Below are 26176 nucleotides of genomic sequence, written 5' to 3' on the forward strand. Positions count from 1 at the left end.
CCGGTGGCAGGGAAGGGACAATGGGGTTGGCGCGAGGACGCGTACGGCTGACGGCTGGCCTGACGACTGGGCTGTCGGCCGTCGTTGCCGCGACGCTGCTGGTCGGGTGTGGAACGCCCGAGAAGGGCACGTCGGAGGCCAAGCCGAGCAAGGCGGCCGCCTCCACGACCGAGATTCCGACCGACGCGGCTGATCCGTCCCACGCCGTGGCGCCACCGGGCAAGTTCGACGGCACCCAGTTCGGCGACGACCTGCTCCTGGTCAGCAACAAGACCATCCCCGCCGACGTCCTCAAGCAGATCACCGGCGTGAAGGTGAAGGGCAAGGTGGGCGTGGCCGCCCACACCCAGCTGTCCTACGGACAGTTCTCCGTCGAGAACAAGCTGTTCAACATCGCCGCGGTCGACCCGGCGGAGTACCGCCGCTTCTCCGGTCCGAACAGCGCGAAGTTCCAGGAGCAGTGGGACCGGATCGCCGGTGGCGAGGTCTCCGTGGCCGTGCACCTGCAGCAGGAGCTCCCGATCGACGGCAAGGGCTACCTCGAGGTCGGCAAGCAGAGCATCCACGTCGGCTCGTGGGACCGCGAGGGAGTCGACAGCGTCGACGCCGTGGTCAACGAGAAGTGGGGCGAGGAGCTCGGCCTGCCCGAGGACAACGCCGTACTGATCAACACCGGCATCACCTCGCCGCAGGCGGTCCGCAAGGTCATCGAGAGAACCTTCGGCGAGGACGCCTTCTCCATCACGGCCCTCGACATCGTCGCCCAGGCCGGCATCGACCTCGACACCTTCCAGAACGTCATCCCCGTCGGCGCCTTCGGCGACGCGGTCGGGGTGTTCCGGTACCGCCCGATCGGCGGCGGCCGGATCGCGCCCGACCCTGCGTGGGTGCGGTCCCACATCGTCACCGAACAGGTGCCGATCCTCGGCCGGGTGACCTGCAACAAGTACATGATGCCGCAGCTCAAGGCCGCGCTTATTGAGATTCAGCGCCGCGGGTTGGCGCAGGAGATCCACCCCGGCGAGTACGCCGGGTGCTACTACCCGCGATTCATCGCGGGATCCGCGACCCTCTCCAACCACTCGTTCGGGTTGGCGTTGGACTTCAACGTGCCCGGCAACCAGCGCGGGACCGTCGGTCAGATGAACCGGGAGGTCGTCCAGGTCTTCAAATACTGGGGCTTTGCCTGGGGTGGGGACTGGGCATACACAGACCCAATGCACTTCGAACTGGCCCGCATCGTCAATCCTGGTTAGATCCGGCAGGCGTCGGTCGAGCCGGGCAGCTTGTAGCGGTACCGCGCCACCAGCCGGTAGCCGATCGCCGCGAACGGCCGCACCACGGGCCAGGTGAGCACGCGGCCCATCCAGCGCCACGGACGGCCGCAGGTCAGCAGTGCCTGCGCGATCGCGTCGGCCCCGCTCGCGGTGACCGCGCCGGTCGGGTCCTGCCACTGGACCGCCGTGGAGACCTGCTCCTCGGTGAGGCCGAGGGCGTCGAGGTCGAGCGCCTGCCACGGGACGATCGCGCAGTCGCCGTGGCGCTGCAGCCACTGGGCCGACCGGGTGCAGAAACCGCAGTCGCCGTCGTAGATGCAGGTGCCGGTCATGCCTCCAGCGTACGGCGTCAGGTCTCACGGGACGGCGGACGTTGACACCATCACTGTCACGTTCATGCCATGATCGGGCCATGACGTTCGCACTGGGTCAGGGAACCGGTCCGCTCAAGGGCCTCAAGGTCGTCGAGATCGCCGGCATCGGGCCGAGCCCGCACGCGTGCATGCTGCTGGCGGACCTGGGCGCCGACGTGATCCGGGTCGAGCGCCCCGGCGGGCAGATGCTCTCCGGTGGTTCGCACGACCTGCTCAACCGGGGCCGGCCGAGCATCGCGCTCGACCTGAAGAACCCCGAAGCCGTCGCGACCGTGCTGGACCTGGTGGCCGAGGCGGACGTCCTCGTGGAGGGCATGCGCCCCGGCGTCACCGAGCGCCTCGGCCTCGGCCCCGAGGACTGCCATGCGCGCAACCCGCGCCTGGTCTACGCCCGGATGACCGGCTGGGGCCAGGACGGCCCGTGGTCACAGGTCGCCGGCCACGACATGAACTACATCGCCATCACCGGCACCCTCCACGGCCTCGGCCAGTCCAAGGACAAGCCGCAGTTCCCGACCAACCTCGTCGGTGACTTCGGTGGCGGGTCGACGTACCTCGTCATCGGGATCCTGGCCGCGATCTTCGAGGCGAAGACCTCCGGCCAGGGCCAGGTCGTCGATGCCGCGATCGTCGATGGCACCGCGAGCCTCAACGCCATGACCTCGGCCTTCCTGGCCGGCAGCGGCTTCAAGGAGGAGCGGGCCGCCAACATGCTCGACGGTGGGGCGCCGTACTACGACATCTACGAGACCTCGGACGGCGAGCACCTCTCGGTCGGCGCGCTGGAGCCGCAGTTCTACGACCTGCTGATCGACCTGCTCGGACTCAAGGAGCAGGCCCCGGACCGCTGGGACCCGGAGAAGACCGACGAGCTGCGCAAGCTCCTCACCACCACGTTCCTCACCAAGACGCGCGACGAGTGGTGCGCGATCTTCGACGGCACCGACGCCTGCGTGGCGCCGATCCTCAAGCTCAGCGAGGCGCCCGAGCACCCGCACATCAAGGGCCGCGGAGTCTTCGTCGAGCACGAGGGGATCCTGCAGCCGCAGCCCGCGCCGCGGTTCTCCCGCACGCAGGCCACCCTGTCGCACCCGCCCGCCCCCGGCGCCGGCGCCCACACCCGCGAGGCCCTGCTGGCCTGGGGGATCGAGGACGTCGACGGGCTGATCGAGCGCGGCGCGGCGGTGCAGCTCGGCTGATCGGGCCGCCCGGCTGTAACACGCTGTCCGCCCCTCAAGGCGCCCCATGTCAGTGGTAGCCGCCCCTCACAGAGCCCCCTTTGCGATGTCATCGGTCGGGCAGTGGAGCGGACAACGTGTTACAGCCCACACCCGCTCCACGCTCCGGGATGCAACGCGACACGTCCGCAACCCCTAGTGTGGAGTCACCGATCCGGCCAGTCTTGCCCTGGATCCTGCGCTCCGCCCGCGGATGCGCCCTCTACCTGAGGCACCGCTTCACCGCCCGTCACCAGACGGGCAGCACGGCGAGACGCCCACATCAGGGGGCTGCGCCGAGTTGTTGCGGTCCCCGGAGAGAACCATCCAGTGACTTCCACGTTCGCCGACCTCGGCGTTCCCTCTGACCTGCTCGCCGTCCTGACGGCCGACGGGATCACCATCCCCACCCCGATCCAGGCCGCGACGCTGCCGGACTCCCTGGCGGGACGCGACGTCCTCGGCCGCGGTCGTACCGGCTCCGGCAAGACCTACGCGTTCGGCCTCCCGCTCGTCGCCCGGCTCGCCTCCGCGAACCGCCGCCCGGCCCCCAAGAAGCCGCGTGCCCTGGTGCTCGCGCCGACCCGTGAGCTCGTCTCGCAGATCGCCGCGACCATCACCCCGCTCGCGAAGGCCTCCGGCCTGAGCGTCACGACCGTCTTCGGTGGCGTCGGCCAGGGCCCGCAGGTCAACGCCCTGCGCCAGGGCGTCGACATCGTCATCGCCTGCCCCGGCCGGCTCGAGGACCTGATCCAGCAGCGCGCCTGCGACCTCAGCGACATCCAGGTCACCGTGCTGGACGAGGCCGACCACATGGCCGACCTCGGCTTCCTTCCCGCCGTACGACGCCTGCTGGACCAGACGCCGAAGAACGGCCAGCGGATGCTGTTCTCCGCCACGCTCGACGGAGCGATCAACGTGCTCGTCAAGCGCTTCCTCGCCAACCCGGCCGTCCACGAGGCCGACTCGGCCCAGTCGCCGGTCGCCAAGATGGACCACCACGTACTGCACATCGAGCGCGAGCAGCGCCTCGCCGTGCTGATCGACCTGGTCAGCGCGCCGGGCCGCACGGTCGTCTTCACCCGCACCAAGCACGGCGCGAAGGGGCTGGCCCGCCAGCTCAACAGCAACGGCGTGCCCGCGGTCGACCTGCACGGCAACCTGAGCCAGGGCGCCCGCACCCGCAACATGGACGCCTTCCACAGCGGCACCGCGACCACCCTGGTGGCCACGGACATCGCTGCCCGAGGCATCCACGTCGACGACGTCTCGCTCGTCGTCCACGCCGACCCGCCGGCCGAGCACAAGGCCTACCTGCACCGTTCGGGCCGCACGGCGCGCGCCGGTGCCGCGGGCACCGTCATCACCCTGATGACCAGCGACCAGCGTCGTGACGTCAGCGACCTGACCCGGGCGGCCGGCATCAAGCCGACCACCACCCGGATCGACAACCCCAACCACCCGATGCTCAAGGAGCTCGCCCCCGGCGAGCGCTCGCGCCCCGGTGGCATCGACCTCGGCCCGGCCCCCTCGGCCGGTGGCGGCGGCAACGGTGGCGGCGGTCGGAACCGCGGCAAGTCCGGTGGTGGCCGTCCGGCAGCCAAGACGGGCACCAAGACGGGCGGCGGCCGCTCCGGCGGAGCCCCGCGCGGCAACGGTGGCGCCTCCGCTGGTGCCAAGTCCGGCCAGTCCAGCAAGACCGGCCAGTCGGCCGGCGGCAACCGCGGTCGACGCAGCGGTGGCGGCGGCGCGGCTCGCAGCGCCAGCAGCGCGGGTGGCAGCAGCCACAGCGCGGCGAACTTCAGCGGTCGCCGCTGACGCCCAGTCAGCACAGCGTCAGCACGACGACCAGCTGGAACTGGCCCGACTCGTCCAGACGAGTCGGGTCAGTTCGACTTTTGCCGCGGCGCCCGGGCGACGCGGCCCACGGCTGCTTCGTACGCGGTCACCAGTCCACCGACCGACAGCGGCTTGAGCCGCTCCATCACCTCGCGGAAGTGGTCGGACTTGGTCGCGTCGTCGTACAACGGGGCGAGCTTGGCGTTGATGACGTCGTAGAGCTCCTTGGCCATCTGCTCGCCGTGCTCCTGGTAGACCGCCGCCGCCGCAACGGCGACGTCGCGGGGGAAGCCGAGCTCGAGCAACCGGACGCCGATGGCCAGCTGGTTGCTCGCCACGAGGTACGACGTCCCGCGCAGCCGCAGCACGCCGAGCGCCTGCAGCGTGGCGATGTCCTCGGCCGAGAGTGCGCGCCCGGCACGGGTCTCCAGCTGCTCCAGGTCCATCTCGACCGGGAGGTCGGACTGCCAGGGCGCGAGCATCGTGCGGGCCAGCGAGATGTCCTCGGGGGTGGCGTCCTCGGGGATCCCGGCGACGTACCGCTCGATGGCCGACAGCGTGAAGCCGTGGCTCTGCAGCTCGAGGACCAGCTCGATCCGGGCGATGTGGATCGCGGAGTAGTAGCCGGACCTGCCGCGCCGGATCGGCGGCGGCAGGAGGCCGCGTGAGGTGTAGAACCGCACCGTCCGCACGCTCAGTCCGACCCGGGCCGTGAGCTCGTCGAGGGTCAGTGCCGCAGGCTCCGATGCGGCGTGTGTCACACGTCCGTCCTGACCGTCGCTCTTGACCATGACAGTAATAGTGTCACAATCGTCTGCAGGGACACCCCATTCCGGTACGGCGCGCCCGAACGGCGCCGTACCACCACCCGAGCAACGCCAAGCAACAAGGACGGTCATGGCAGAAGCATTCGTGTACGACCACATTCGCACTCCGCGAGGACGAGGCAAGGCCAACGGCTCCCTCCACGAGTCCAAGCCGGTCGACCTCGTCGTCGGGCTGCTCGACGCACTCCAGGAGCGCAACCCCGGTCTGGACCCGAACCGCATCGACGACGTCGTGCTCGGCGTCGTGTCCCCGGTCGGCGACCAGGGTGGCGACATCGCCAAGACCGCGGCGATCGCTGCCGGCCTGCCCGACACCGTTGCCGGCGTGCAGCTCAACCGCTTCTGCGCCTCGGGCCTCGAGGCCGTCAACCAGGCCGCGAGCCGCGTCCGCGGTGGCTTCGAGGACCTGATCGTCGCCGGTGGCGTCGAGTCGATGAGCCGTGTCGCCATGGGCTCCGACGGTGGCGCCTGGGCCTCTGACCCGGCCACCGCGTTCAAGGCCGGCTTCGTCCCGCAGGGCATCGGCGCCGACCTGATCGCGACGATCGAGGGCTGGTCGCGCGAGGACGTCGACGCGTACGCCGCCGAGTCGCACCACCGCGCCGCCAAGGCCTGGGCCAACGGCTACTACGACCGGCCCGTCGTGCCCGTCAAGGACATCAACGGCCTGGTCCTGCTCGACAAGGACGAGACCGTCCGCCCCGACACCTCGGTCGAGGGCCTGTCCGGCCTCAAGCCGAGCTTCGCCTCGCTCGGTGCCGACGCCGGCTTCGACGACGTCGCCCTCGAGAAGTACCACTGGCTCGAGAAGATCAACCACGTCCACCACGCCGGCAACTCGTCGGGCATCGTCGACGGCGCCGCGCTCACCCTGATCGGCACCGAGCAGGTCGGCAAGGACCTCGGCCTGACCCCGCGCGCGAAGATCATCGCGACCGCCGTCTCCGGCGCGGACCCGATCATCATGCTCACCGGTCCCGCTCCGGCCGCCCGCAAGGCGCTGGCCAAGGCCGGCCTCGAGGTCGGCGACATCGACCTGTTCGAGATCAACGAGGCGTTCGCCGCCGTCGCCATGCGCTTCATGCGCGACATGGGCATCAGCCACGACATCACCAACGTCAACGGCGGCGCGATCGCGATGGGTCACCCGCTGGGTGCGACCGGCGCGATCATCCTCGGCACCCTGATCGACGAGCTCGAGCGACGCGACCTGCGCCGCGGCCTCGCCACGCTCTGCGTCGGTGGCGGCATGGGCATCGCGACGATCGTCGAACTGGTCTGAGACCAGCTCGCCTCGAACCCTCTTACGAATCTCAGACTGAAGGACACACATTGAGCACCGAGACCCAGAGCGCGGTCCGCTACGACCGTGACGCCGACGGCATCGTCACCCTCACCCTCGACGACCCCAACCAGAGCGCGAACACGATGAACGAGCTCTACCGCGAGTCCATGGCGGCCGCGGTCGAGCGCCTGTACGCCGAGCAGGACGACATCACCGGTGTCGTCATCGCCTCCGCGAAGAAGACCTTCTTCGCCGGCGGCGACCTCAAGCTGATGGTCCAGACGACCAAGGAGAACGCGGGCGACGTGTTCGCCCAGTGCGAGAGCATCAAGCACGCGCTGCGTCGCCTCGAGCTCTTCCCCAAGCCGGTCGTCGCCGCGATCAACGGTGCCGCGCTCGGCGGTGGCTACGAGATCACCCTCGCCACCCAGCACCGGATCCTCGTCAACGACCCGAAGATCAAGGTCGGCCTCCCCGAGGCGACCCTGGGCCTGCTGCCCGGCGGTGGCGGCGTGACCCGCACCGTGCGCAAGTTCGGCCTGCAGAGCGCCCTCATGGACGTGCTGCTCCAGGGCACCCAGTTCAACCCCGAGACCGCGCTGAAGAAGGGCATCGTCGACGAGCTCGTCGCGACCCAGGACGAGCTGGTCCCCGCTGCGAAGGCGTGGATCAAGGCCAACCCCGACGCCGCGCTCAGCCCGTGGGACGCCCCCGGCTACAAGATGCCCGGCGGCACCCCGAAGTCCCCGGCCCTGGCCGGTTTCCTCCCGGCGTTCCCGGCCCTGCTGCGCAAGCAGGTCAAGGGAGCCGACTACCCCGCCCCGCGGGCGATCCTGTCGGCCGCCGTCGAGGGCGCGAGCGTCGACTTCGACACCGCGTCGCGGATCGAGTCGCGCTACCTGGCCAACCTGGTGGTCAACCAGGGCTCGAAGAACATGATCCAGGCGTTCTTCTTCGACCTGCAGGCCATCAACTCCGGCTCGCTCCGTCCGCAGGGCATCGAGCCGTGGAAGCCCACCAAGGTCGGCGTCCTCGGCGCGGGCATGATGGGTGCGGGCATTGCCTACGTCTGCGCGAAGGCCGGCTTCGAGGTCGTCCTCAAGGACGTCGCCGTCGAGAACGCCGAGAAGGGCAAGGCGTACTCCGAGGCCATCCTCGACAAGGCGATCTCCCGCGGCAAGTCCACCGAGGAGAAGAAGGCCGAGCTGCTCGGCCGGATCACCGCGACCGCCGACCCGGCCGACCTGACCGGTGTCGACCTCGTCATCGAGGCCGTGTTCGAGGACCCGGCCCTCAAGGCCAAGGTCTTCGCCGAGATCGCGCCGTTCATCAACAAGGACGCGCTGCTCTGCTCCAACACGTCCACCCTGCCGATCACCCAGCTCGCCGAGGGCGTCGACCGTCCGGCCGACTTCATCGGGCTGCACTTCTTCTCCCCCGTGGACAAGATGCCGCTGGTCGAGATCATCACCGGCAAGGAGACCAACGACGTCGCGCTGGCCAAGGCGTACGACGTCGTGCAGCTGATCCGCAAGACGCCGATCGTCGTCAACGACAGCCGCGGCTTCTACACCTCGCGGGTCATCGGCTACATGGTCAACGAGGGCATGGCGATGCTCGCCGAGGGCGTGGCGCCGTACTCCATCGAGCGGGCCACCACCTCGGCCGGCTACCCGGCCCCGGTGCTGCAGCTGTCCGACGAGCTCAACCTCGAGCTGATGGGCAAGATCGCCAAGGCCACCCGCGAGGGTGAGGAGGCGGCAGGCAACACGTACGTCGAGCACCCGGGCATCGCCGTCGTCCAGAAGATGCTGGACGCGGGTCGCCCCGGTCGCCTTCGTGGTGCCGGCTTCTACGACTACGTGGACGGCAAGCGCGGCTCGATCTCCGCCGAGCTCGCCACCCTGTTCCCCGTCGCCGAGGTGCAGCCGCCGATCGAGGACATCCGGGACCGGATGCTCTTCGCCGAGGCGCTCGAGACCGCGAAGTGCTTCGAGGAGAACGTCATCACCTCGGCTGCCGCCGCGAACATCGGCTCGATCATGGGCATCGGCTTCCCGCCGAACACCGGTGGTGCCGCGCAGTTCATGACCGGCTACGAGAACAAGGCGACCGGCGAGATCGGCCTCAACGCGTTCCTCGCGCGCGCCGACGAGCTGGCCGCGAAGTACGGCGACCGCTTCCAGGCCACCGCCTGGCTGCGTGACCTGGCCGCTTCGGGCGGTTCGTTCCCCGCCTGATCCTGCTGGATCAAACTACGGCGCGGTTCCCGTCAACCTGGTTGACGTGAACCGCGCCGTTGTCGTTGTCAGACGGCGACGACGGCCTCGGCAATCGCCGCGGCGACGTCGGCCGCGTCGTCGGGGGAGACCAGGCCGGTGGTGACGCGCACGAACGCCTCGCCCGGGGTCGTGGCGTCGCCGGCGAGGAAGGGTGTACCGCCCGCTGCCCGGATGCCCGAGGCGGACAGGTGCACCAGGGCAGCTCGCTCGTCACGGACGGCCAGCCACAGGTTGATGCCGTCGGGCGGCGGCATGTCGATGCCGTGGGCGGCCAGCTCGGTGACGATCGTGCGCTGGCGGGCGAAGTACTGGCGGCGGGCCTCGCCGACCTCGTCGAGCGACTGCGAGGACGTGAGCAGGTCGAGCAGGATCGTCTGCACCATGCGCGAGGTCCAGGCCGGACCGAGCATCCGGCGCGCGACGATCCGGTCGATGAGCTCCGCCGGACCGGACATGGCGGCGATCCGCAGGTCCGGTCCGTGGGACTTGGAGTAGGACCGGATGTGCACGACCTTCTCGGGCAGCAACGAGGCGAGGGTGACGTCCGGCGAGGTGCTGATGCCGGCCGAGTGATCGTCCTCGATCACCCACGGCACCCCGTGGGGGGCTCGCTGCAGCACGCGGGCCAGCTGCCCGACGCGGGTCGCATCCATCGCCACGCCGGTGGGATTGTGCGCCCGCGGCTGCAGGACGACGGCGACCGGACGAGACGCCAGGGCCTTGCGCAGGGCATCGGGCCGGATCCCGCGATCGTCGAGCTCGACCGGCACGATCTCGCCGCCCAGCGCCTCGACGAGGTCGAAGAAGGGCGGGAAGCTCGGTGACTCGAGCACGACCCGGTCGCCGTACTGCACGATCTGTTCCAGGGCCCGGGTGAGGCCGTCGGTGGCACCGTCGACGACGGTGAGGGCCTCGGCGGCGTACGGCCAGGATGCCGCCAGGACGGTCCGGAGCTCGGGGAGCACGGGCTCGTCCTGGTAGGTCAGCGTCCCTGCGCGCTGCGAGACCCGTTGCAGGGCGGGCGCGAGCGACGGCAGGAGCTGGGGGTCGGGCGTGCCGCGCGACAGGTCCAGGCGCAGCCCGTCCGGTCCGGCGCCGACCAGCTCGCGCTGTCGCGGTGAGAGCCACGGGGTCGGGATGTCGTGGACGTAGGTCCCGGCCCGGCCCCGCGAGACCACCGCGCCCGTACGACGAAGCGCCTGCCAGGCCGCGGACACGGTGGCCGGTGACACGCCCAGCTCGGCGGCGACGGCGCGCACGGTCGGGAGCCGGTCGCCGGGCAGCAGGTCGCCGGCGCGGATGGCCCGGCTGAACGCGCCCGCGATCCCGGACGGGGTCCGGTCCTCGAGGGAGGCCAGGTCGGGTGCGTGGGCCACGACGGCGACCTCCTCAGTGAGCCGGATTTGCAGGAGAACCTTGACAGAAGGGAAATGAAAGCGAAATGTTCAACCCGAAGGATAACGAAACATCCGAACTCCTGCTTGCCCCACCCGACCCCCCTTGGAGGTGGACGTTGACGATCGTGCGTGCAGCCATCAGCCAGACGACCTGGACCGGCGACAAGGACTCGATGCTGGACAAGCACGAGCAGTTCGCGCGGGACGCAGCCGCGCAGGGCGCCCAGGTGATGTGCTTCCAGGAGCTCTTCTACGGTCCCTACTTCGGCATCACCCAGGACCAGAAGTACTACCGCTACGCCGAGCCGGCCGACGGGCCGATCGTGCAGCGCTTCGCTGCCCTCGCCAAGGAGCTCGGCCAGGTCATGGTCCTCCCGATCTACGAGGAGGAGCAGACCGGCGTCTACTACAACACCACCGTGACGGTCGACGCCGACGGCACCATCCTCGGCAAGTACCGCAAGCACCACATCCCGCACCTCGACCGGTTCTGGGAGAAGTTCTACTTCCGGCCGGGCAACCTCGGCTACCCGGTCTTCGACACCGCCGTCGGCAAGGTCGGCACCTACATCTGCTACGACCGGCACTTCCCCGAGGGCTGGCGCGAGCTCGGCCTCAACGGCGCCCACATCGTGTTCAACCCGAACGCCACCAAGCCCGGGCTGAGCAACCGGCTGTGGGAGGTCGAGGGACCGTGCGCGGCGGTCGCGAACGGCTACTTCGTGCTGCAGCCGAACCGGGTCGGCCGCGAGGACAACGAGTACGGCGACCTCGCCGTCGACTTCTACGGCACCAGCCAGGTGATCGACCCGCGCGGCAACTTCGTCGGCGAGCGGGGGTCGGCCGAGAAGGAGGAGCTCCTCGTGCGCGACCTCGACCTCGGCATGGTCCAGCAGATGCGCGACGACTGGCAGTTCTACCGGGATCGTCGCCCGGACTCCTACACCCACATCGCGCAGGCGTGAGGGGGCGACGATGACCATCCTGATCCAGGGCGGCACGGTCGTGAACGCCACCGGCACCGTCGCCGCCGACGTGCTCGTCGACGGCGAGAAGATCGTGGCGCTGCTGACCCCGGGGGACCGGACTCTCGGCACGATCAACGCCGACAAGGTCATCGACGCGACCGGGAAGTACGTCATCCCCGGTGGTATCGACGCCCACACCCACATGCAGCTCCCGTTCGGCGGCACGGAGGCGAGCGACACCTTCGAGAGCGGTACGACGGCCGCCGCATGGGGCGGTACGACGTCGATCATCGACTTCGCGGTCCAGAAGTACGGCGAGCGCGTCGAGGACGGGCTCGCCGCATGGCACGAGAAGGCGCGCGGCAACTGCTCGATCGACTACGGCTTCCACCAGATCATCGGCGGTGTCGACGAGGAGTCGTTGAAGGCGATGGAGGGCCTGATCGACGAGGGCATCACGTCGTACAAGCTCTTCATGGCCTACCCCGGTGTCTTCTACAGCGACGACGCGCAGATCCTGCGCGCGATGCAGAAGGCCCGGGAGCTCGGGCTCCTGACGATGATGCACGCCGAGAACGGCCCGGCGATCGACGTCCTCGCGGCGCAGCTGGCGGAGTCGGGCAAGACGGGTCCGTACTTCCACGGCATCGCGCGCGCCTGGCAGATGGAGGAGGAGGCCACGCACCGGGCGATCATGCTCAGCGACCTCACCGGGGCGCCGCTCTACATCGTGCACATGAGCGCGAAGCAGGCCGTCGAGCAGGTGGCGTGGGCGCGCGACAAGGGCCGCAACGTGTTCGGCGAGACCTGTCCGCAGTACCTCTATCTCTCGCTGGAGAAGCAGCTCGGCGCCCGCAGCGAGGAGTGGGGCGACTTCGAGGGCGCGAAGTGGGTCTGCTCGACGCCGCTGCGCTCCGAGGAGGAGGGCCACCTCGAGGCGATGTGGCAGGGGTTGCGCACCAACGACCTCCAGATGGTGTCCACCGACCACTGCCCGTTCTGCATGAAGGACCAGAAGGAGCTCGGCAAGGACGACTTCCGGGCGATCCCCAACGGCATCGGCTCGATCGAGCACCGCGTCGACCTGCTCTACCAGGGCGTCGTCGACGGCCGGATCACGTTGTCGCGATGGGTGGAGCTGATCGCGACCACGCCGGCGCGGATGTTCGGCCTCTACGGCAAGAAGGGCGTCATCCAGCCGGGAGCGGACGCCGACATCGTCGTCTACGACCCGAACGGCCACACGTCCATCGGCCTCGGTGAGGGCAAGACCCACCACATGAACATGGACCACTCCGCCTGGGAGGGCTTCGAGATCGACGGCCACGTCGACGTCACGATCTCCCGCGGCACCGTCCTCGTCGAGGACGGCCAGTTCAAGGGGACCAAGGGCCACGGCCAGTTCCTCAAGCGCGACCTCACGCAGTACCTGGTCTGACCGGCGTCTCGGTCACTCGACGAACTCAGGGAGTGAACATGGATTTTGGTGTGGTGCTGCAGACCAACCCGCCGGCCTGGCGGACGGTCGGCCTTGCGAAGCAGGCCGAGGAGCACGGGTTCGACTACGTCTGGACCTTCGACTCGCACCTGCTCTGGCAGGAGCCCTACGTCATCTACTCGGCCATCCTCGCCGCGACGAGGCGGATCATCGTCGGGCCGATGGTCACCAACCCCGCGACGCGGGACTGGACCGTGACCGCGTCGGTCTACGCGACGCTCAACGAGATGTACGGCAACCGCACGGTGTGCGGCATCGGCCGGGGCGACTCCGCCGTACGGGTGCTCAACGGCAAGCCGACCACGCTCAAGGAGGTCCGTGACGCGACGCACGTGATCCGTGAGCTGGCCAACTGCCGCCCGGTCGAGCACAACGGCTCGACGCTGCAGTTCCCATGGGCCCGGACCTCCTCGCTCGAGGTGTGGGTGGCGGCGTACGGCCCGCTGGCGCTGAAGACGGCCGGCGAGGTGGGCGACGGCTTCATCCTCCAGCTGGGCGATCTCGACGTCGCGAAGTGGATGATCGATCAGGTCAGGACGGCGGCGTCGAACGCCGGCCGCGATCCCGATGCGCTGACGTTCTGCGTGGCCGCGCCGGCGTACGTCGGCAGCGAGGACGAGATCGACCACATGCGTTCCCAGACGCGCTGGTTCGGCGGCATGGTGGGCAACCACATCGCCGACATCGTCGCCAAGTACGGCGAGGACGCGGAGTTCCCGAAGGTGCTCGTCGACTACATCAAGGGCCGCACCGGCTACGACTACAACACCCACGGCAAGGCCGACAACGACCACGTCGACTTCGTGCCCGACGAGATCGTCGACCGGTTCTGCATCCTCGGCACGCCCGAGCAGCACATCGAGAAGCTCAAGGCGCTGAAGGAGATCGGCGTCGACCAGTTCGCGGTCTACCTCCAGCACGACAACAAGGAGGAGACCCTCCGGGTCTACGGCGAGTCGATCATGCCGGCCCTGCGCGAGCACGTGACGGCGAAGGCCTGAGGACTTGGCGCAGATCTGGAGGCGCTCTCGCGCCGTGGTCCTGGGGATCCTCGGCGTCGCTGCCGTCGTCGCGACGTGGGACCTCTACAAGGCGCTCGGGCCCGAGCAGGGCGTGTTGCTGGGCGACACGCGGATCCTGCCGCGCACCACCGACCTGGCGATGCCGCACTCGTGGGAGATGGTGCAGCGCTTCACCGAACCGGTGACCTCGCTCGCCGGAGCGCCCGACGCCTTCTCCGCGGTGTACGACGCCAGCATGTTCTCGCTCGGACTGGCGGCCCGCGGCTGGCTGATCGGCGTGGTGGTCGGGCTCCTGCTGGCCCTGGTGATGAGCCGGTTCCGCATCGTCGAGTCTGCGCTGCTGCCGTGGGTGGTGCTGAGCCAGACGGTGCCGCTGATCGCGATCGCCCCGCTCGTGCGGCGCTGGGGGTCGGAGATCGAGATCGGCAGCCACGTGTGGACCAGCCAGGACTCGGTGGCGGTGATCGCGGCGTACCTCGCGTTCTTCCCCGTCGCGGTGGGGGCGCTGCGCGGACTGAAGTCGCCCGAGGCCACCCATCTGGACCTGATGCGCGCCTTCGGCATCGGCTGGTGGCGCACCCTGCTGACCCTGCGGATCCCGGCGAGTGTTCCCTACTTGCTGCCGGCGCTGCGGCTGGGGGCCGCCAGTGCGGTGATCGGTGCCGTCGTCGCCGAGGTGTCGATCGGGCTCAAGGGTGGCCTGGGCCGGATGGTCATCGACTACGCCGTGGCCGCCAGCGGCGACCCGGCCAAGCCGTGGGCGCCCATCTTCGGCGCCGTGGCGATCGGGCTCCTGGCCGCCGGCGCCGTCGGCCTGCTGGGCCTGGCCCTCCGACCCTTCCGACTGACAGGAGTCGCCCGATGATCAACCCGATGAGCGAGCTGGTGCACGACCCGGCGATCCGGGCCCGCAGTGTGAACCGCGTGTTCGGCAAGGGCCGCAAGCAGGTCGACGCCCTCAGCGACGTCGACCTGACCGTGGCCGACGGCGAGTTCGTCTCGCTCATCGGCCCCAGCGGCTGCGGCAAGAGCACGCTGTTGCGTCTCGTCGCCGACCTGGACGCCGCGACGTCGGGGGAGATCACGGTGTTCGGCAAGACGGCCCGCCAGGCGCGTCTCGACCAGGAGTACGGCATCGCCTTCCAGCAGTCGGGCCTGCTGCCGTGGCGCACGGTCGCCGGCAACGTCGAGCTGCCGCTCAAGCTGCACGGTGTCCCTTCCGAGGTACGACGCAGTCGGGTCGCCGAGCTGCTCGAGCTGGTGGGCCTGAGTGACTTCGCGAAGAGCCACCCCGACCAGCTCTCCGGCGGCATGCAGCAGCGGGTCGCGATCGCCCGGGCGCTGGCCGAGAGCCCGCGACTCCTGCTGATGGACGAGCCGTTCGGTGCGCTCGACGAGATCACCCGCGAGCGGATGCAGAACGAGCTGGTCCGGATCTGCGCGGAGACGGGGGCCGCTGTCCTGTTCGTGACCCACTCGATCCCCGAGGCGGTGTTCCTCTCCGACCGGGTGGTCGTGATGTCGCCACGACCCGGTCGCATCACCGGCATCGTCGACGTACGCGCCGACGGCATGGCGCCTGCCCATGACCGTTCCGCCGGCGCCCGGGACGAGGAGGGCTTCTTCCACGCCGTCAGCGATGTCCGCAGCCTGTTGCACGGCACGCCCGAGGCAGCCGTCACCGCACGCGGGGTCGACTCACGATGACGACGGTCGCCGATGCGTCGCCCGCCAAGGACACCCGTGCCCGGCTGCCCATCGCCGAGGTGCGGTGGAGCACGGTGCTGGCACCGCTGGTGGTCGGCGTCCTGGCGATCGCCGCGTGGGAGTGGCTGGTCGACTCCCACGAGATCGAGCCCTTCGTCCTGCCGGCACCCAGCGCGATCTGGGACCAGGTCACCGCGAACTTCGACAGCATCGTCAAGGGCGCCGGCGTCACCGGTCGCAACGCCCTGATCGGGACGGTGGCCGGTGCGCTGATCGGTGTCGCGGGGGCGATGCTGGCCGGCACCTTCCGGTTCCTCGACCAGATGGCAGCACCCGTGGTCGCCGCGCTCGCGGTGATCCCGATCGTCGCGCTGGCGCCGGTGCTCTACTCGATGTACGGCGCGGCCGTCGACACCGGCCGGATCATCGTGGCGGGGCTGTCGGTCTCGATCCCGGTCTACCTGAACACCCTTCGCGGACTGCGCCAGGTGCGCGCCGTGCACCGCGACCTGATGACCGCCTACGCCGCGGGGCCGTTCCAGGTGATCCGCAGCGTCACGTTGCCGACCGCGACGCCGTACGTCTTCACCGGGCTGCGGGTCGCCTCGTCGCTGGCCGTGATCGCTGCCCTGATCGCGGAGTACTTCGGCGGCCCGATCGGCGGCCTCGGCAAGTCGATCACGTCGTCGGCCGCCAGCAGCAACTATCCACTCGCCTGGGCCTACGTCTCCGGCGCCATCGTGCTCGGGCTGTTGTTCTACGTCGTCACCCTGCTCGTCGAGCTGTGGTTCTCACGGCACCACCGAACCCCCTGAGGAAACAGGAGATCCAATGAAGACAACACTGAAACTGGGCGCCGCCGCTGCCGTCCTCGCACTGATCACGTCCGGATGTGGGAGCGACGACGGGAAGAACTCCTCGGAGGTCGACGTCGCGGCCAACAAGGACTGCGCGGAGCGCACCCAGGAGGCGCGGGACGCGGGGAAGCTGGACGAGGTGTCGTTGCAGCTCCAGTGGGTCTCGCAGGCCCAGTTCGCGGGGTACTACGCCGCGGTCGCGGAGTGCTACTACGTCGACGAAGGCCTCGACGTGAAGATCGTCGAGGGTGGCGTCGACATCGTCCCGCAGGACGTGCTCGCCTCCGGCGACGTCGACTACGCGATCTCGTGGGTCCCGAAGGTGCTCGGTTCGATCGAGCAGGGCGCGAAGATCACCAACGTCGCCCAGATCTTCGAGCGCAGCGCGACCACCCAGATCTCCTTCAAGGACAAGGGCATCACCAAGCCCGCGGACCTCAAGGGCAAGGCGGTCGGCAGCTGGGGGTTCGGCAACGAGTGGGAGCTCTTCGCCGGCATGCAGGAGGCCGGAGTCGGCGTCGGTGACATCAACCTGGTCCAGCAGGCGTTCGACATGAACGCCTTCCTCGCCGGCGACATCGATGCCGCCCAGGCGATGACCTACAACGAGTACGCGCAGGTGCTGGAGACCGTGAACCCGGACACGGGCAAGCTCTACACCCCCGAGGACCTCAACGTCATCGACTGGAACGACGTCGGTTCGGCCATGCTCCAGGACGCGATCTGGGCCCAGACGGAGAAGCTCTCCGACGCCGCCTACGAGGAGCAGACCGTTGCCTTCATCAAGGCATCCATCAAGGGCTGGGCGTTCGTCCGCGACAACCCCGAGGACGGCGCGCGGATCGTGGCGGAGTCCGGGTCCGAGCTCGGCACCAGCCACCAGCTCTGGATGACGAACGAGGTCAACAAGCTCCTGTGGCCCTCCACCAACGGTGTCGGGATCATCGACGACGCTGCCTGGAAGCAGACCGTCGACATCGCGCTCAACACGAAGAACGAGACGGGCGCGTCGATCATCAGCAAGGAGCCGCCGGCCTCGTCGCACACCAACGAGTACGTCGAGAAGGCACTCGCCGAGCTCGAGGCGGACGGCGTGGACACGAAGGGCGCGGGCTTCAAGCCGATCGACGTGGAGCTCAAGGAAGGCGGCAAGTAGCCATGTCCCAGGACCGAGACACCCTCACGACGGAGCTCGATCGGGAGCACGTCTTCCACTCGTGGAGCGCGCAGGCCGCGCTCGCGCCGCTTGTCGTCGCGGGGGGTCTCGGTTCCCGGGTCTGGGACCACTCCGGTCGTTCCTACCTCGACTTCGCCAGCCAACTGGTCAACGTCAACATCGGGCACCAGCACCCGCGCGTGGTGGCTGCGATCCAGGAGCAGGCCGCCACCCTGGCCACGATCGGACCGGCGACCGCCAACCTGGCCCGGGGGGAGGCGGCGCGCCGGATCACGGCGCACGCGCCCGACGGGTTCAACAAGGTGTTCTTCACCAACGGCGGCGCGGACGCCAACGAGAACGCCATCCGGATGGCCCGGCTCCACACCGGGCGCGACAAGGTCGTGTCGACGTACCGCTCCTATCACGGCAACACCGGCGCGGCGGTCGTCTCGACGGGGGACTGGCGGCGGCTGCCCAACGAGTACGCCCGAGGTCACGTCCACGTGTTCGGTCCGTACCTCTACCGCTCGGAGTTCTGGTCCACGACGCCGGAGGAGGAGGCTGAGCGCGCACTGCAGCACCTGCGTCGGGTGATCGAGTGCGAGGGCCCCGGCGACGTGGCCGCGATCCTCCTGGAGACCGTGCCGGGTACGGCGGGCGTGCTCGTGCCGCCGCCGGGCTACCTCGCCGGCGTGCGCGCGCTCGCCGACCAGCACGGCATCGTCCTGATCCTCGACGAGGTGATGGCCGGCTTCGGGCGGACCGGGGAGTGGTTCGCGTTCGACGCCCACGACGTCACGCCGGACCTGATCGTGTTCGCCAAGGGGGTCAACTCCGGCTACGTGCCGGTCGGCGGCGTGGTCATCAGTGACCCGATCGCGAAGACCTTCGACGACCGGGTCTTCCCGGGCGGACTCACCTACAGCGGCCACCCCCTCGCGGCCGCGTCCATCGTCGCGTCGATCGATGCCATGCAGGACGAAGGCATCGTCGACCACGCCAGGAAGATCGGGTCGGAGTCGATCGGACCCGGTCTCGCCCTCCTGGCCGAGAAGCACCCGGTCGTCGGGGAGGTCCGTGGCACCGGAGTCTTCTGGGCCGTCGAGCTCGTGGCCGACCGGGCCACCCGCGCACCGCTGCCCCCCGCACTGGTGGGGCGGGCGAAGACCGCACTGCTCGAGCGCGGCCTGATCCCCTTCATTGCCGACAACCGCATCCATGTCGTACCGCCCTGTGTCGTGACCGCCGACGAGGTGGCCGAGGCCCTGGCGGCGTACGACGCCGTACTCACCCTGCTCGACGAGGAGCTCTGAACACGATGACTGCCATCGACCCGACCCTGCCTGTTCTCGACCACTGGATCGCCGGAGGACCCGACGCCGGCGTCTCGCCCCGCACGGGGGAGGTGTTCGACCCGGCCCTGGGCCAGGTCTCCAAGCATGTCCGCTACGGCAGCGCCGAGGACGTCGCCCATGCGGTCGCCGTGGCGAAGGAGGCGTTCGCGACCTGGGGGCAGGCGTCGATCACGCGCCGCCAGCAGGTGATGTTCGGCTTCCGTGAGCTGCTCAACGCCCGCAAGGACGAGCTCGCCGCGATCCTGACCTCCGAGCACGGCAAGGTGCTGTCGGACGCCGCGGGCGAGGTGGCCCGCGGCCTCGAGGTCGTCGAGTTCGCGTGCGCGATGCCGCAGCTGGCCAAGGGCGCGTTCTCGCAGAACGTCTCGACGGATGTCGACGTGTACTCGCTCAAGGAACCCCTCGGCGTCGTCGGCATCATCAGCCCGTTCAACTTCCCGGCGATGGTGCCGCTGTGGTTCTTCCCGATCGCGATCGCGACGGGCAACACGGTCGTCCTGAAGCCGAGCGAGAAGGACCCGAGCGTCGCGAACTGGATGGCCGGACTGCTCAAGGAAGCGGGCCTTCCCGACGGTGTCTTCAACATCGTGCACGGCGACAAGGAGGCCGTGGACGCGCTGCTCACCCACCCCGACGTCGCATCGATCTCGTTCGTCGGGTCGACCCCGATCGCACGCTACGTCTACGAGACCGCGACCTCCCACGGCAAGCGGGTGCAGGCGCTCGGCGGTGCGAAGAACCACATGCTGGTGCTGCCCGACGCCGACCTCGATCTGGTCGCGGACTCCGCGGTCAACGCCGGTTTCGGCTCGGCCGGTGAGCGCTGCATGGCCATCTCCGTCGTGGTCGCCGTCGAGCCGATCGCCGACGACCTGATCAGCCGGATCAGCGACCGGATGGGCAAGCTCGTCATCGGTGACGGCCGCCGCTCCTGCGACATGGGCCCGCTCATCACCCGTGAGCACCGCGACAAGGTGGCGGGCTACCTCGACGTCGCCGCGACCGACGGCGCCACGGTCGTCGTCGATGGGCGCGAGGTCGAGATCGACGGTGCGGCCGAGGGGTTCTGGCTCGGCCCCACGCTGATCGACAAGGTGCCGACGACCTCCACCGTCTACACCGACGAGATCTTCGGGCCGGTCCTGTCCGTGGTGCGGGTGGCGTCGTACGCCGACGGGGTGGCGTTGATCAACGCCGGGCCCTACGGCAACGGCACCGCCATCTTCACCAACGACGGCGGCGCGGCCCGACGGTTCCAGCGGGAGGTCGAGGTCGGGATGGTCGGCATCAACGTCCCGATCCCGGTGCCCGTCGCCTATCACTCGTTCGGTGGCTGGAAGGCGTCCATCTTCGGCGACGCCAAGGCCTACGGACCGCAGGGTGTCGAGTTCTTCACCCGCGAGAAGGCCGTCACCTCGCGCTGGCTGGACCCCTCGCACGGCGGGCTGAACCTGGGCTTCCCGCAACACACCTGATCGGTCGCCGGGACCGGCCCGAACGGACTACCCGGGCAGGACGCTCGGCCCGATTTGGTCCCGGCCTCTGGTCTTCTGGCCGAATCGGCCGGACAGTGGACTCGTGATGGGGAGGGAGACCCACACCGCGATCGAGGTGTCCGGCCTGCGGGTGCAGTTCGGCACGGTAGAAGCGGTGACGGGCGTGGATCTGAACGTCGAGCCGGGCCAGGCGATGGCGCTGCTCGGCCGCAACGGCGCGGGCAAGTCCACGACGATGCGCGTGCTGGCCGGCGTGGTGCCGCCGACCGAGGGCACTGCCTTCGTCGGTGGGTACGACGTCCGCGACGCGACGCTCGAGGCGAAGCGTGTCGTCGGGTACTGCCCGGATGTCGGCGGCCTGGTGCCGCGCGCGACGCCGTGGGAGCACCTGCAGCTGAGCGCGCGACTGCGCAACCTCGAGGGCTGGGAGTCGCGGGCGAAGGCGCTGCTCGAGCGCTTCGACCTCGGGCTGGTGGCCCACCGGGTGACCGCGGGCTTCAGCCACGGCATGTCGCGACGCCTGAGCGTGGTGCTCGCCGCCCTGCACGAGCCGTCGGTGCTGCTGCTCGACGAACCGTTCGACGGGGTCGACCCGGTCGGTGTCAAGGCCACGTTCGAGGTGATCGAGGACGCCCGCGCCCGTGGTGCCGGTGTGCTCGTCTCCACGCACCTGCGCGACCTCGCGGTCCAGGTGTGCGGCGAGGTCGCCGTCCTCCGTGGCGGGACGCGGATGGCGACCATCTCGTCCGGCTTCATGGCGGGCGAGGACGGGGCGCGTGCGTACCGCGCTCTCCTCGCCTGATCGTGTCGGGCCCGATCGCTGGGGGCCCGATCGCTGGGGGCCTGATCGCTTGAGCGACGTCAGCCGTGCCGTCGCGGACGTGCGGCACCTGCTGTGGTTCCGGGCCGCGACCCTGCGTCGCCCACGGGCCGTCGTGGTGGCGCTGGCCGTCTTCGCCGTGGTGACCGTGCTGTCGGCGACCGTGCCCGCGTGGGTCACCCTCGACCCGGACACGATCTCCCGGGCCGCGCGCGCCCTGCCGGCTGCCCTCGGCGCCGTGGTGGCGATCAGTGTGGCGAGCGCGGTCGCCGGTGGCGGGGGACGCGAGCTGCTCGCCCGCGACCCGGCCTCGATCCACCCGATCAGCCCGGTCACCGACCACCTCGGCGCCCTGGTGCTGGCGCCCCTCAACACGGGGTGGCTGCTGCAGACCTGGCTGCTGCTGGGGTTCACGGCGGTCGTCGCCGGTCCGTCGCGGCTCCTCGGCGTCCAGCTGCTGACACTGGCCTGGGTGGTGGCGGCCACCGCCCTCGGCCAGGCGGTGGCGTGGGGCGTCGAGTGGGCCCGGCGTGGTCCTCGCGGCGTTCGGCTGGTGCGCTTCGGCATCGTCGTGGCGCTCGCGGTGCTCGCGGGCGTCGGCGCGACCCCGGACGTCCGCCAGGTCCTCGTCTCCGGCCCGGCCCGGATCACGGCCACCGCCATCGAACGCGGCGGCGCGACGTCCCTCGCCCTGCTCGCTGGCGTCGTGCTGGTCGGCGGGGTGGCGCTGGTGGTCCTTGGCGCCCGGCTCGCCACCCTGGCCGCCACCCGGATGCCGCGCGACGAGGGCCAGCAGGAGACCCGCATCCATGCCGCGCGGACGACGCCTCGGTCCGGACTCGTCACGTTGATCCGGATCGACCGCGCCTCGGTGTGGCGGAGTGTTCCCCTGCGTCGCGGGACCCTGCTGCTCGCCGTCGCCCCGGGCCTGGTGGCCCTCGCTGGTGGTCTCCTGTGGGAGACGCTGATCCTGCTGCCCGGCCTCGTGGCATCCGGCTGCGTGCTGCTGTTCGGCGTGAACCTGTGGTGCCTCGACGGCCGCGGGATGCTGTGGCGCGAGACGTTGCCGGTCGCGCCCCGCACCGTGCTGGTCGCGAGGGCCTGGGTGCTCGCCGAGGTGCTGCTCGGCGCTGCCCTGATCACGATCGCCCTCGGCGCCGTCCGCGCCGGGAAGCCGACACCGCCCGAGGCACTGGCCGTCGTGCTCGCCCTGCTCACGGTGGTCGGCCAGGCCCTCTCGGCCGGCCTGCGGTGGTCGGCGAAGTCGCCGCACGCCGTCGACCTCCGTTCGGCGCGCGCGACGCCGGCTCCGCCGCTGACGATGGTCGGCTACTCGCTCCGGCTCGCCCTGACCACCACGTTCACGGGACTCTTCTTCGCCACGCTCGCTGCCATCGAGCGGCCGCGCCCGATGCTCGCGGTCGCCGCCGTCCTGCTGGTCGTCTCCACCGTCCGGATCGTGCGCGCCGCCCGCCGCTGGTCGGATCCGGAGCACCGGGCCGCGGTCGTGGCGGTCGTCGCTGCCTGATCGCAGCGACGGCGGAATTCGAATCGTCCGGCCGCAGGCCCTTGACGCGGCGGATCTTCGCCGCTTGGGTGACGGAGGCGGAACGATCTCCGCCTCACGACAGGACCCCCACCCTGTCGCATCCCTCTCGGACCCGGAGGACCCCCATGCACGTCCTGCGCACGCGCGACCGCGCACGCCGCCTTCCCCCGCTCCTCGTGCTCGCCCTCGCGGCGACGCTCGGACTCACCGTCGCCCTCGGCGCACCGGCGCTGGCCGATCCCAGCGACCCGGGCCCCGGTGCCGCTGACGGTGAGGGCCAGTCAGCAGCCAAGGCCGACCTGACCCGCTACAAGGCCGGGCGCTACGTCGTGATGCTCGCGGCTCCACCCGCGTCCACGGCCAACCCGACCCGCGCCGCCGCGGGCGAACAGTTCGATGCGAAGGGCGCCGGCGTGGCGTCGTACACGAAGAAGCTGAGGGCCACCCACGACAAGCTGGGCACGGACCTCGGCTTCGACGTCAAGGTGCACTACACGATCTCGGCCAACGGCTTCGTCGCCGACCTGACGGCCAAGCAGGCGACCGAGCTCGCCACGGACCGTCGGGTACTGACGGTCCAGAAGGACTCGATCGTCTACGCCGACACGTGGAACACCCCCGACTTCCTCGGCCTCTCCGGCAAGAAAGGCGTCTGGAAGCAGACCGGCGGCCAGGACAAGGCAGGCGAAGGCGTCGTCGTCGGCGTGATCGACAGCGGCATCTGGCCCGAGTCGAAGTCGTTCAAGGGCAGCCCCCTGACCGCCGACCCGCAGGGCAGGTGGGGCACGAAGATCACCGGTTCGATCACGTCGATGAAGAAGTCCGACGGCAACCTGTTCCGCGGTGAGTGCGAGACCGGCGAGGAGTTCACCCTCGCCAACTGCAACACCAAGCTGATCTCGGCCCGCTCCTTCGTCGAGGGGTACGGCGAGAGCCGCACCATCGAGGAGGACTACATCTCGGCGCGCGACGGCAACGGCCACGGCTCGCACACGGCGTCGACCTCCGCGGGCAACCCGGTCAAGGACGTCTCCACCGAGGGCGTGGACTTCGGCAGCATCAGCGGTGTCGCCCCGGCGGCCAAGATCGCCGTCTACAAGGCCCTGTGGGCCACCCCCGACGGTCGCGCGTCCGGTACGACGTCCGACCTCGTCGCCGCGATCGAGCAGGCCGTGACCGACGGTGTCGACGTCCTCAACTACTCGATCTCCGGTCCGACCGGCACCGTCCTGGAAGCCGCCGAGATCGCCTTCGAAGGCGCGGCCGAGGCAGGCGTCTTCGTGGCTGCCTCTGCCGGCAACGAGGGCCCGGGTGCCTCGACCGTCGCGCACAACAGCCCGTGGGTGACCACGGTCGCGGCGAGCACGCACACCAGCTTCGAGAACACCGTCGTCCTGGGCGACGGCCAGGAGCTCGTCGGTGCCTCGATCAGCCGGACCGCGCTGCCGGCCACCAAGCTGGTCGACGCCGCCGAGGTCGGCAACGGCTCGGCGCCCGACACGGCGCTGTGCCCGCCGAACAGCCTGGACCCGGCCAAGGTCGCCGGCACCATCGTGGTCTGCCAGCGCGGCGTCTACGACCGGGTCGTGAAGAGCGAGGAGGTGAAGCGCGCCGGTGGCGTGGGCGTCGTCCTCGCCAACATCACCGAGGGCAGCCTGGACGCCGACTTCCACGCCGTGCCGACGATCCACGTCTCGCACGTCGACGCTCCGAAGGTCTACGACTACCTCGAGTCCGCCGGTGCCGGTGCGACCGCGCGGTTCGAGCTCGGCAACCTGACCGGCACCGTGACGCCCGTGCCGCAGATCGCCGGCTTCTCCTCGCGTGGCCCGGCCGCGTCCGACGACAGCGACCTGCTGAAGCCGGACATCTCCGCGCCCGGAGTCAGCGTGCTGGCCGCCGTCGCGCCGCCGTCCAACCATGGCCGCGACTACGACCTCTACTCCGGTACGTCGATGTCGGCTCCGCACATCGCCGGGCTCGCTGCGCTCATCCAGGGCGAGCACCCGAAGTGGTCGCCGATGCAGATCAAGTCGGCCATGATGACGACCGCGACCGACCTGAAGACCGCGTCGGGAGGCAGGTCGAACGACCTGTTCGCGCAGGGCGCCGGCCACGTCAACGCCAAGGCCTTCCTCGACCCGGGCCTGTTCGTCCTGTCGGACTGGGAGCAGTGGTACGGCTACATCACCGGCCTGGGCCTCGACACCGGCGTGCCGGCGATCGAGCCGAACGCCGTCAACCTGCCCTCGCTCGCCGAGGGCCACGTGATGACCGAGGTCACCCTGAAGCGGACCTTCACGGCCGCCCGCAAGGGCACCTGGAAGGTGAAGGTCGAGGTGCCCGGCTTCAAGAGCACCGCCAGCCGCTCCTCGGTGAGTGCGAAGAAGGCCGGCCAGGAGACCACGGTCGGGTTCAGGTTCGAACGCACCACGGCGCCGCTCAGCCAGTGGGCCTTCGGCCACGTGACGCTGACCGGACCGACCACCGTCCGCCTGCCCGTGGCCCTGCGCCCGGTGTCGGTGAAGGCGCCGACGTCGATCGCCGGCACCGGCACCGACGGCTCCACGAACGTGCCGATCACCGGCGGGTTCACCGGTGACCTGCAGGTGTCGACGGCCGGCCTCGTGAAGGGCCAGGTCGCCGAGGGCGCCCTGGCCGTCGGGGACTACGCCCTGGAGTGCGTCACGATCGGTTACGGCAACGACCTGGCCCAGTTCGACCTCGTCGCTCCCGACCAGACCAGCGACCTCGACATGTTCGTGTACGCCGCCGCGTCCTGCGACCCGGGCACGATCTTCGCGGTCGCCGGCGAGGCAGCCACGCCGTCCCCGGGCGAGACGTTCTCGCTCGAGGGCGCACCGGCCGGCACCTACATCGTCGAGGTCGATGCGTTCGCCGCCGGCGACCAGGGTGCTCCGGTGTCCTACTCGTTGCGGGTCTACGATCTCGGCGGCAGTCCGTCGGTCGGCAACCTGGCTGTCGACCCCAACCCGGTGCCGGTCACGACCGGGGGCGACACGTCCTTCGACGTGTCGTGGACCGGCCTCGACCCGGACGCCCACTACTTCGGGTTGCTCGGGTACGACGGCGCACCGAACTCGACGTTCGTGTACGTCGACACGGCCACTCCGTAGCGGTCTCGCTCGGCCGGAGGTCGAGGAGGGCCGTCTGACGGCCCGTCTCGAGACCAACCTCCTCGACCAACGATGAGGAAGGGTCGGTCCCGCACGGGGCCGACCCTTCG

At 70.0% G+C, this 26176-nt stretch carries 20 protein-coding genes; 17 read left to right on the plus strand and 3 right to left on the minus strand.

Going from position 1 to position 26176, the window contains the following annotated elements; all coding sequences use genetic code 11:
• Nucleotides 1-20 precede the first annotated feature (20 nt).
• Nucleotides 21-1256 carry a M15 family metallopeptidase gene (locus ACOACQ_RS16155; RefSeq protein WP_420288760.1) on the plus strand — a complete coding sequence of 412 codons (1236 nt, stop codon included), beginning with the start codon at nucleotides 21-23 and terminating at the stop codon, nucleotides 1254-1256.
• On the opposite strand, the gene ACOACQ_RS16160 is transcribed toward ACOACQ_RS16155, so the two are convergent.
• Nucleotides 1253-1609 carry a thiol-disulfide oxidoreductase DCC family protein gene (locus ACOACQ_RS16160; RefSeq protein ID WP_420288761.1) on the minus strand — a complete coding sequence of 119 codons (357 nt, stop codon included), beginning with the start codon at nucleotides 1607-1609 and terminating at the stop codon, nucleotides 1253-1255. The genes ACOACQ_RS16155 and ACOACQ_RS16160 overlap by 4 nt on opposite strands.
• A gap of 80 nt (nucleotides 1610-1689) precedes the next feature.
• On the opposite strand from ACOACQ_RS16160, the gene ACOACQ_RS16165 reads away from it, so the two are divergent.
• Both ACOACQ_RS16165 and ACOACQ_RS16170 read left to right on the plus strand, forming a co-directional pair.
• The gene (locus ACOACQ_RS16165) at nucleotides 1690-2850 is read left to right on the plus strand and encodes a CaiB/BaiF CoA transferase family protein (RefSeq protein ID WP_420288762.1); all 1161 of its coding nucleotides are present in this window, start codon (nucleotides 1690-1692) and stop codon (nucleotides 2848-2850) included.
• Between the two features lie 348 nt (nucleotides 2851-3198).
• On the plus strand, nucleotides 3199-4686 hold the full coding sequence (locus ACOACQ_RS16170) for a DEAD/DEAH box helicase (RefSeq protein WP_420288763.1): 1488 nt from the start codon (nucleotides 3199-3201) through the stop codon (nucleotides 4684-4686).
• 68 nt (nucleotides 4687-4754) lie between these two features.
• On the opposite strand, the gene ACOACQ_RS16175 is transcribed toward ACOACQ_RS16170, so the two are convergent.
• On the minus strand, nucleotides 4755-5498 hold the full coding sequence (locus tag ACOACQ_RS16175) for a MerR family transcriptional regulator (RefSeq protein WP_378601561.1): 744 nt from the start codon (nucleotides 5496-5498) through the stop codon (nucleotides 4755-4757).
• 106 nt (nucleotides 5499-5604) lie between these two features.
• On the opposite strand from ACOACQ_RS16175, the gene ACOACQ_RS16180 reads away from it, so the two are divergent.
• On the plus strand, nucleotides 5605-6816 hold the full coding sequence (locus ACOACQ_RS16180; protein ID WP_378601563.1) for an acetyl-CoA C-acetyltransferase: 1212 nt from the start codon (nucleotides 5605-5607) through the stop codon (nucleotides 6814-6816).
• Nucleotides 6817-6866: 50 nt separating this feature from the next.
• On the plus strand, nucleotides 6867-9059 hold the full coding sequence (locus ACOACQ_RS16185; RefSeq protein ID WP_378601566.1) for a 3-hydroxyacyl-CoA dehydrogenase NAD-binding domain-containing protein: 2193 nt from the start codon (nucleotides 6867-6869) through the stop codon (nucleotides 9057-9059).
• A gap of 68 nt (nucleotides 9060-9127) precedes the next feature.
• Here ACOACQ_RS16185 and ACOACQ_RS16190 read toward each other — a convergent pair whose 3' ends face one another.
• Complete coding sequence (locus ACOACQ_RS16190; RefSeq protein WP_420288764.1) at nucleotides 9128-10477, minus strand: PLP-dependent aminotransferase family protein; 1350 nt, start codon at nucleotides 10475-10477, stop codon at nucleotides 9128-9130.
• A gap of 137 nt (nucleotides 10478-10614) precedes the next feature.
• Here ACOACQ_RS16190 and ACOACQ_RS16195 point away from each other — a divergent pair, with 137 nt between their 5' ends.
• The 12 genes from ACOACQ_RS16195 (at nucleotide 10615) to ACOACQ_RS16250 (ending at nucleotide 26066) form a co-directional block, all read left to right on the plus strand.
• Complete coding sequence (locus ACOACQ_RS16195; protein WP_378601573.1) at nucleotides 10615-11463, plus strand: nitrilase-related carbon-nitrogen hydrolase; 849 nt, start codon at nucleotides 10615-10617, stop codon at nucleotides 11461-11463.
• Nucleotides 11464-11473: 10 nt separating this feature from the next.
• Nucleotides 11474-12904, plus strand: coding sequence for a dihydropyrimidinase (hydA, locus tag ACOACQ_RS16200; RefSeq protein WP_420288765.1), 1431 nt, complete (start codon nucleotides 11474-11476; stop codon nucleotides 12902-12904).
• Between the two features lie 38 nt (nucleotides 12905-12942).
• Nucleotides 12943-13965, plus strand: a complete 1023-nt coding sequence (locus ACOACQ_RS16205) for a TIGR03842 family LLM class F420-dependent oxidoreductase (RefSeq protein WP_420288766.1) — start codon at nucleotides 12943-12945, stop codon at nucleotides 13963-13965.
• A gap of 4 nt (nucleotides 13966-13969) precedes the next feature.
• Nucleotides 13970-14851 carry an ABC transporter permease gene (locus ACOACQ_RS16210; RefSeq protein WP_420288767.1) on the plus strand — a complete coding sequence of 294 codons (882 nt, stop codon included), beginning with the start codon at nucleotides 13970-13972 and terminating at the stop codon, nucleotides 14849-14851.
• Nucleotides 14848-15693 (plus strand): ABC transporter ATP-binding protein, encoded by an 846-nt coding sequence (locus ACOACQ_RS16215; protein ID WP_420288768.1) that lies wholly within the window; start codon nucleotides 14848-14850, stop codon nucleotides 15691-15693. The genes ACOACQ_RS16210 and ACOACQ_RS16215 overlap by 4 nt, the downstream gene beginning before the upstream one ends.
• Entirely contained in the window at nucleotides 15690-16508 is an 819-nt protein-coding gene (locus ACOACQ_RS16220; RefSeq protein WP_420288769.1) for an ABC transporter permease, read from the plus strand. Before ACOACQ_RS16215 ends, ACOACQ_RS16220 begins: the two co-directional genes overlap by 4 nt.
• A gap of 16 nt (nucleotides 16509-16524) precedes the next feature.
• Complete coding sequence (locus tag ACOACQ_RS16225; RefSeq protein ID WP_378601588.1) at nucleotides 16525-17706, plus strand: ABC transporter substrate-binding protein; 1182 nt, start codon at nucleotides 16525-16527, stop codon at nucleotides 17704-17706.
• Nucleotides 17707-17708: 2 nt separating this feature from the next.
• On the plus strand, nucleotides 17709-19022 hold the full coding sequence (locus ACOACQ_RS16230) for an aspartate aminotransferase family protein (RefSeq protein WP_378601589.1): 1314 nt from the start codon (nucleotides 17709-17711) through the stop codon (nucleotides 19020-19022).
• Nucleotides 19023-19027: 5 nt separating this feature from the next.
• A complete protein-coding gene (locus ACOACQ_RS16235; protein WP_420288770.1) occupies nucleotides 19028-20539 on the plus strand; it encodes a CoA-acylating methylmalonate-semialdehyde dehydrogenase in 1512 nt (503 codons plus the stop codon).
• A 106-nt stretch (nucleotides 20540-20645) separates the two neighbouring features.
• Nucleotides 20646-21362, plus strand: coding sequence for an ABC transporter ATP-binding protein (locus ACOACQ_RS16240; RefSeq protein ID WP_378601593.1), 717 nt, complete (start codon nucleotides 20646-20648; stop codon nucleotides 21360-21362).
• Nucleotides 21363-21411: 49 nt separating this feature from the next.
• Nucleotides 21412-22908, plus strand: a complete 1497-nt coding sequence (locus tag ACOACQ_RS16245; protein ID WP_420288771.1) for a hypothetical protein — start codon at nucleotides 21412-21414, stop codon at nucleotides 22906-22908.
• Nucleotides 22909-23054: 146 nt separating this feature from the next.
• Entirely contained in the window at nucleotides 23055-26066 is a 3012-nt protein-coding gene (locus ACOACQ_RS16250; protein WP_420288772.1) for a S8 family serine peptidase, read from the plus strand.
• Nucleotides 26067-26176 lie beyond the last annotated feature (110 nt).

The organism is Nocardioides sp. CPCC 206347, from assembly GCF_048654605.1.
In the GTDB taxonomy this organism is placed as follows: Bacteria; Actinomycetota; Actinomycetes; order Propionibacteriales; family Nocardioidaceae; genus Nocardioides.

What these genes read in the sequence shown, in the direction of transcription:
- ACOACQ_RS16250 (WP_420288772.1), top strand. Translation starts at nt 23,055, where the DNA reads ATGCACGTCCTGCGCACGCGCGACCGCGCACGCCGCCTTCCCCCGCTC.
- ACOACQ_RS16160 (WP_420288761.1), bottom strand. Translation starts at nt 1,609, where the DNA reads ATGACCGGCACCTGCATCTACGACGGCGACTGCGGTTTCTGCACCCGG.
- hydA (WP_420288765.1), top strand. Translation starts at nt 11,474, where the DNA reads ATGACCATCCTGATCCAGGGCGGCACGGTCGTGAACGCCACCGGCACC.
- ACOACQ_RS16220 (WP_420288769.1), top strand. Translation starts at nt 15,690, where the DNA reads ATGACGACGGTCGCCGATGCGTCGCCCGCCAAGGACACCCGTGCCCGG.
- ACOACQ_RS16215 (WP_420288768.1), top strand. Translation starts at nt 14,848, where the DNA reads ATGATCAACCCGATGAGCGAGCTGGTGCACGACCCGGCGATCCGGGCC.
- ACOACQ_RS16175 (WP_378601561.1), bottom strand. Translation starts at nt 5,498, where the DNA reads ATGGTCAAGAGCGACGGTCAGGACGGACGTGTGACACACGCCGCATCG.
- ACOACQ_RS16235 (WP_420288770.1), top strand. Translation starts at nt 19,028, where the DNA reads ATGACTGCCATCGACCCGACCCTGCCTGTTCTCGACCACTGGATCGCC.
- ACOACQ_RS16230 (WP_378601589.1), top strand. Translation starts at nt 17,709, where the DNA reads ATGTCCCAGGACCGAGACACCCTCACGACGGAGCTCGATCGGGAGCAC.
- ACOACQ_RS16180 (WP_378601563.1), top strand. Translation starts at nt 5,605, where the DNA reads ATGGCAGAAGCATTCGTGTACGACCACATTCGCACTCCGCGAGGACGA.
- ACOACQ_RS16165 (WP_420288762.1), top strand. Translation starts at nt 1,690, where the DNA reads ATGACGTTCGCACTGGGTCAGGGAACCGGTCCGCTCAAGGGCCTCAAG.
- ACOACQ_RS16240 (WP_378601593.1), top strand. Translation starts at nt 20,646, where the DNA reads ATGGGGAGGGAGACCCACACCGCGATCGAGGTGTCCGGCCTGCGGGTG.
- ACOACQ_RS16205 (WP_420288766.1), top strand. Translation starts at nt 12,943, where the DNA reads ATGGATTTTGGTGTGGTGCTGCAGACCAACCCGCCGGCCTGGCGGACG.
- ACOACQ_RS16225 (WP_378601588.1), top strand. Translation starts at nt 16,525, where the DNA reads ATGAAGACAACACTGAAACTGGGCGCCGCCGCTGCCGTCCTCGCACTG.
- ACOACQ_RS16155 (WP_420288760.1), top strand. Translation starts at nt 21, where the DNA reads ATGGGGTTGGCGCGAGGACGCGTACGGCTGACGGCTGGCCTGACGACT.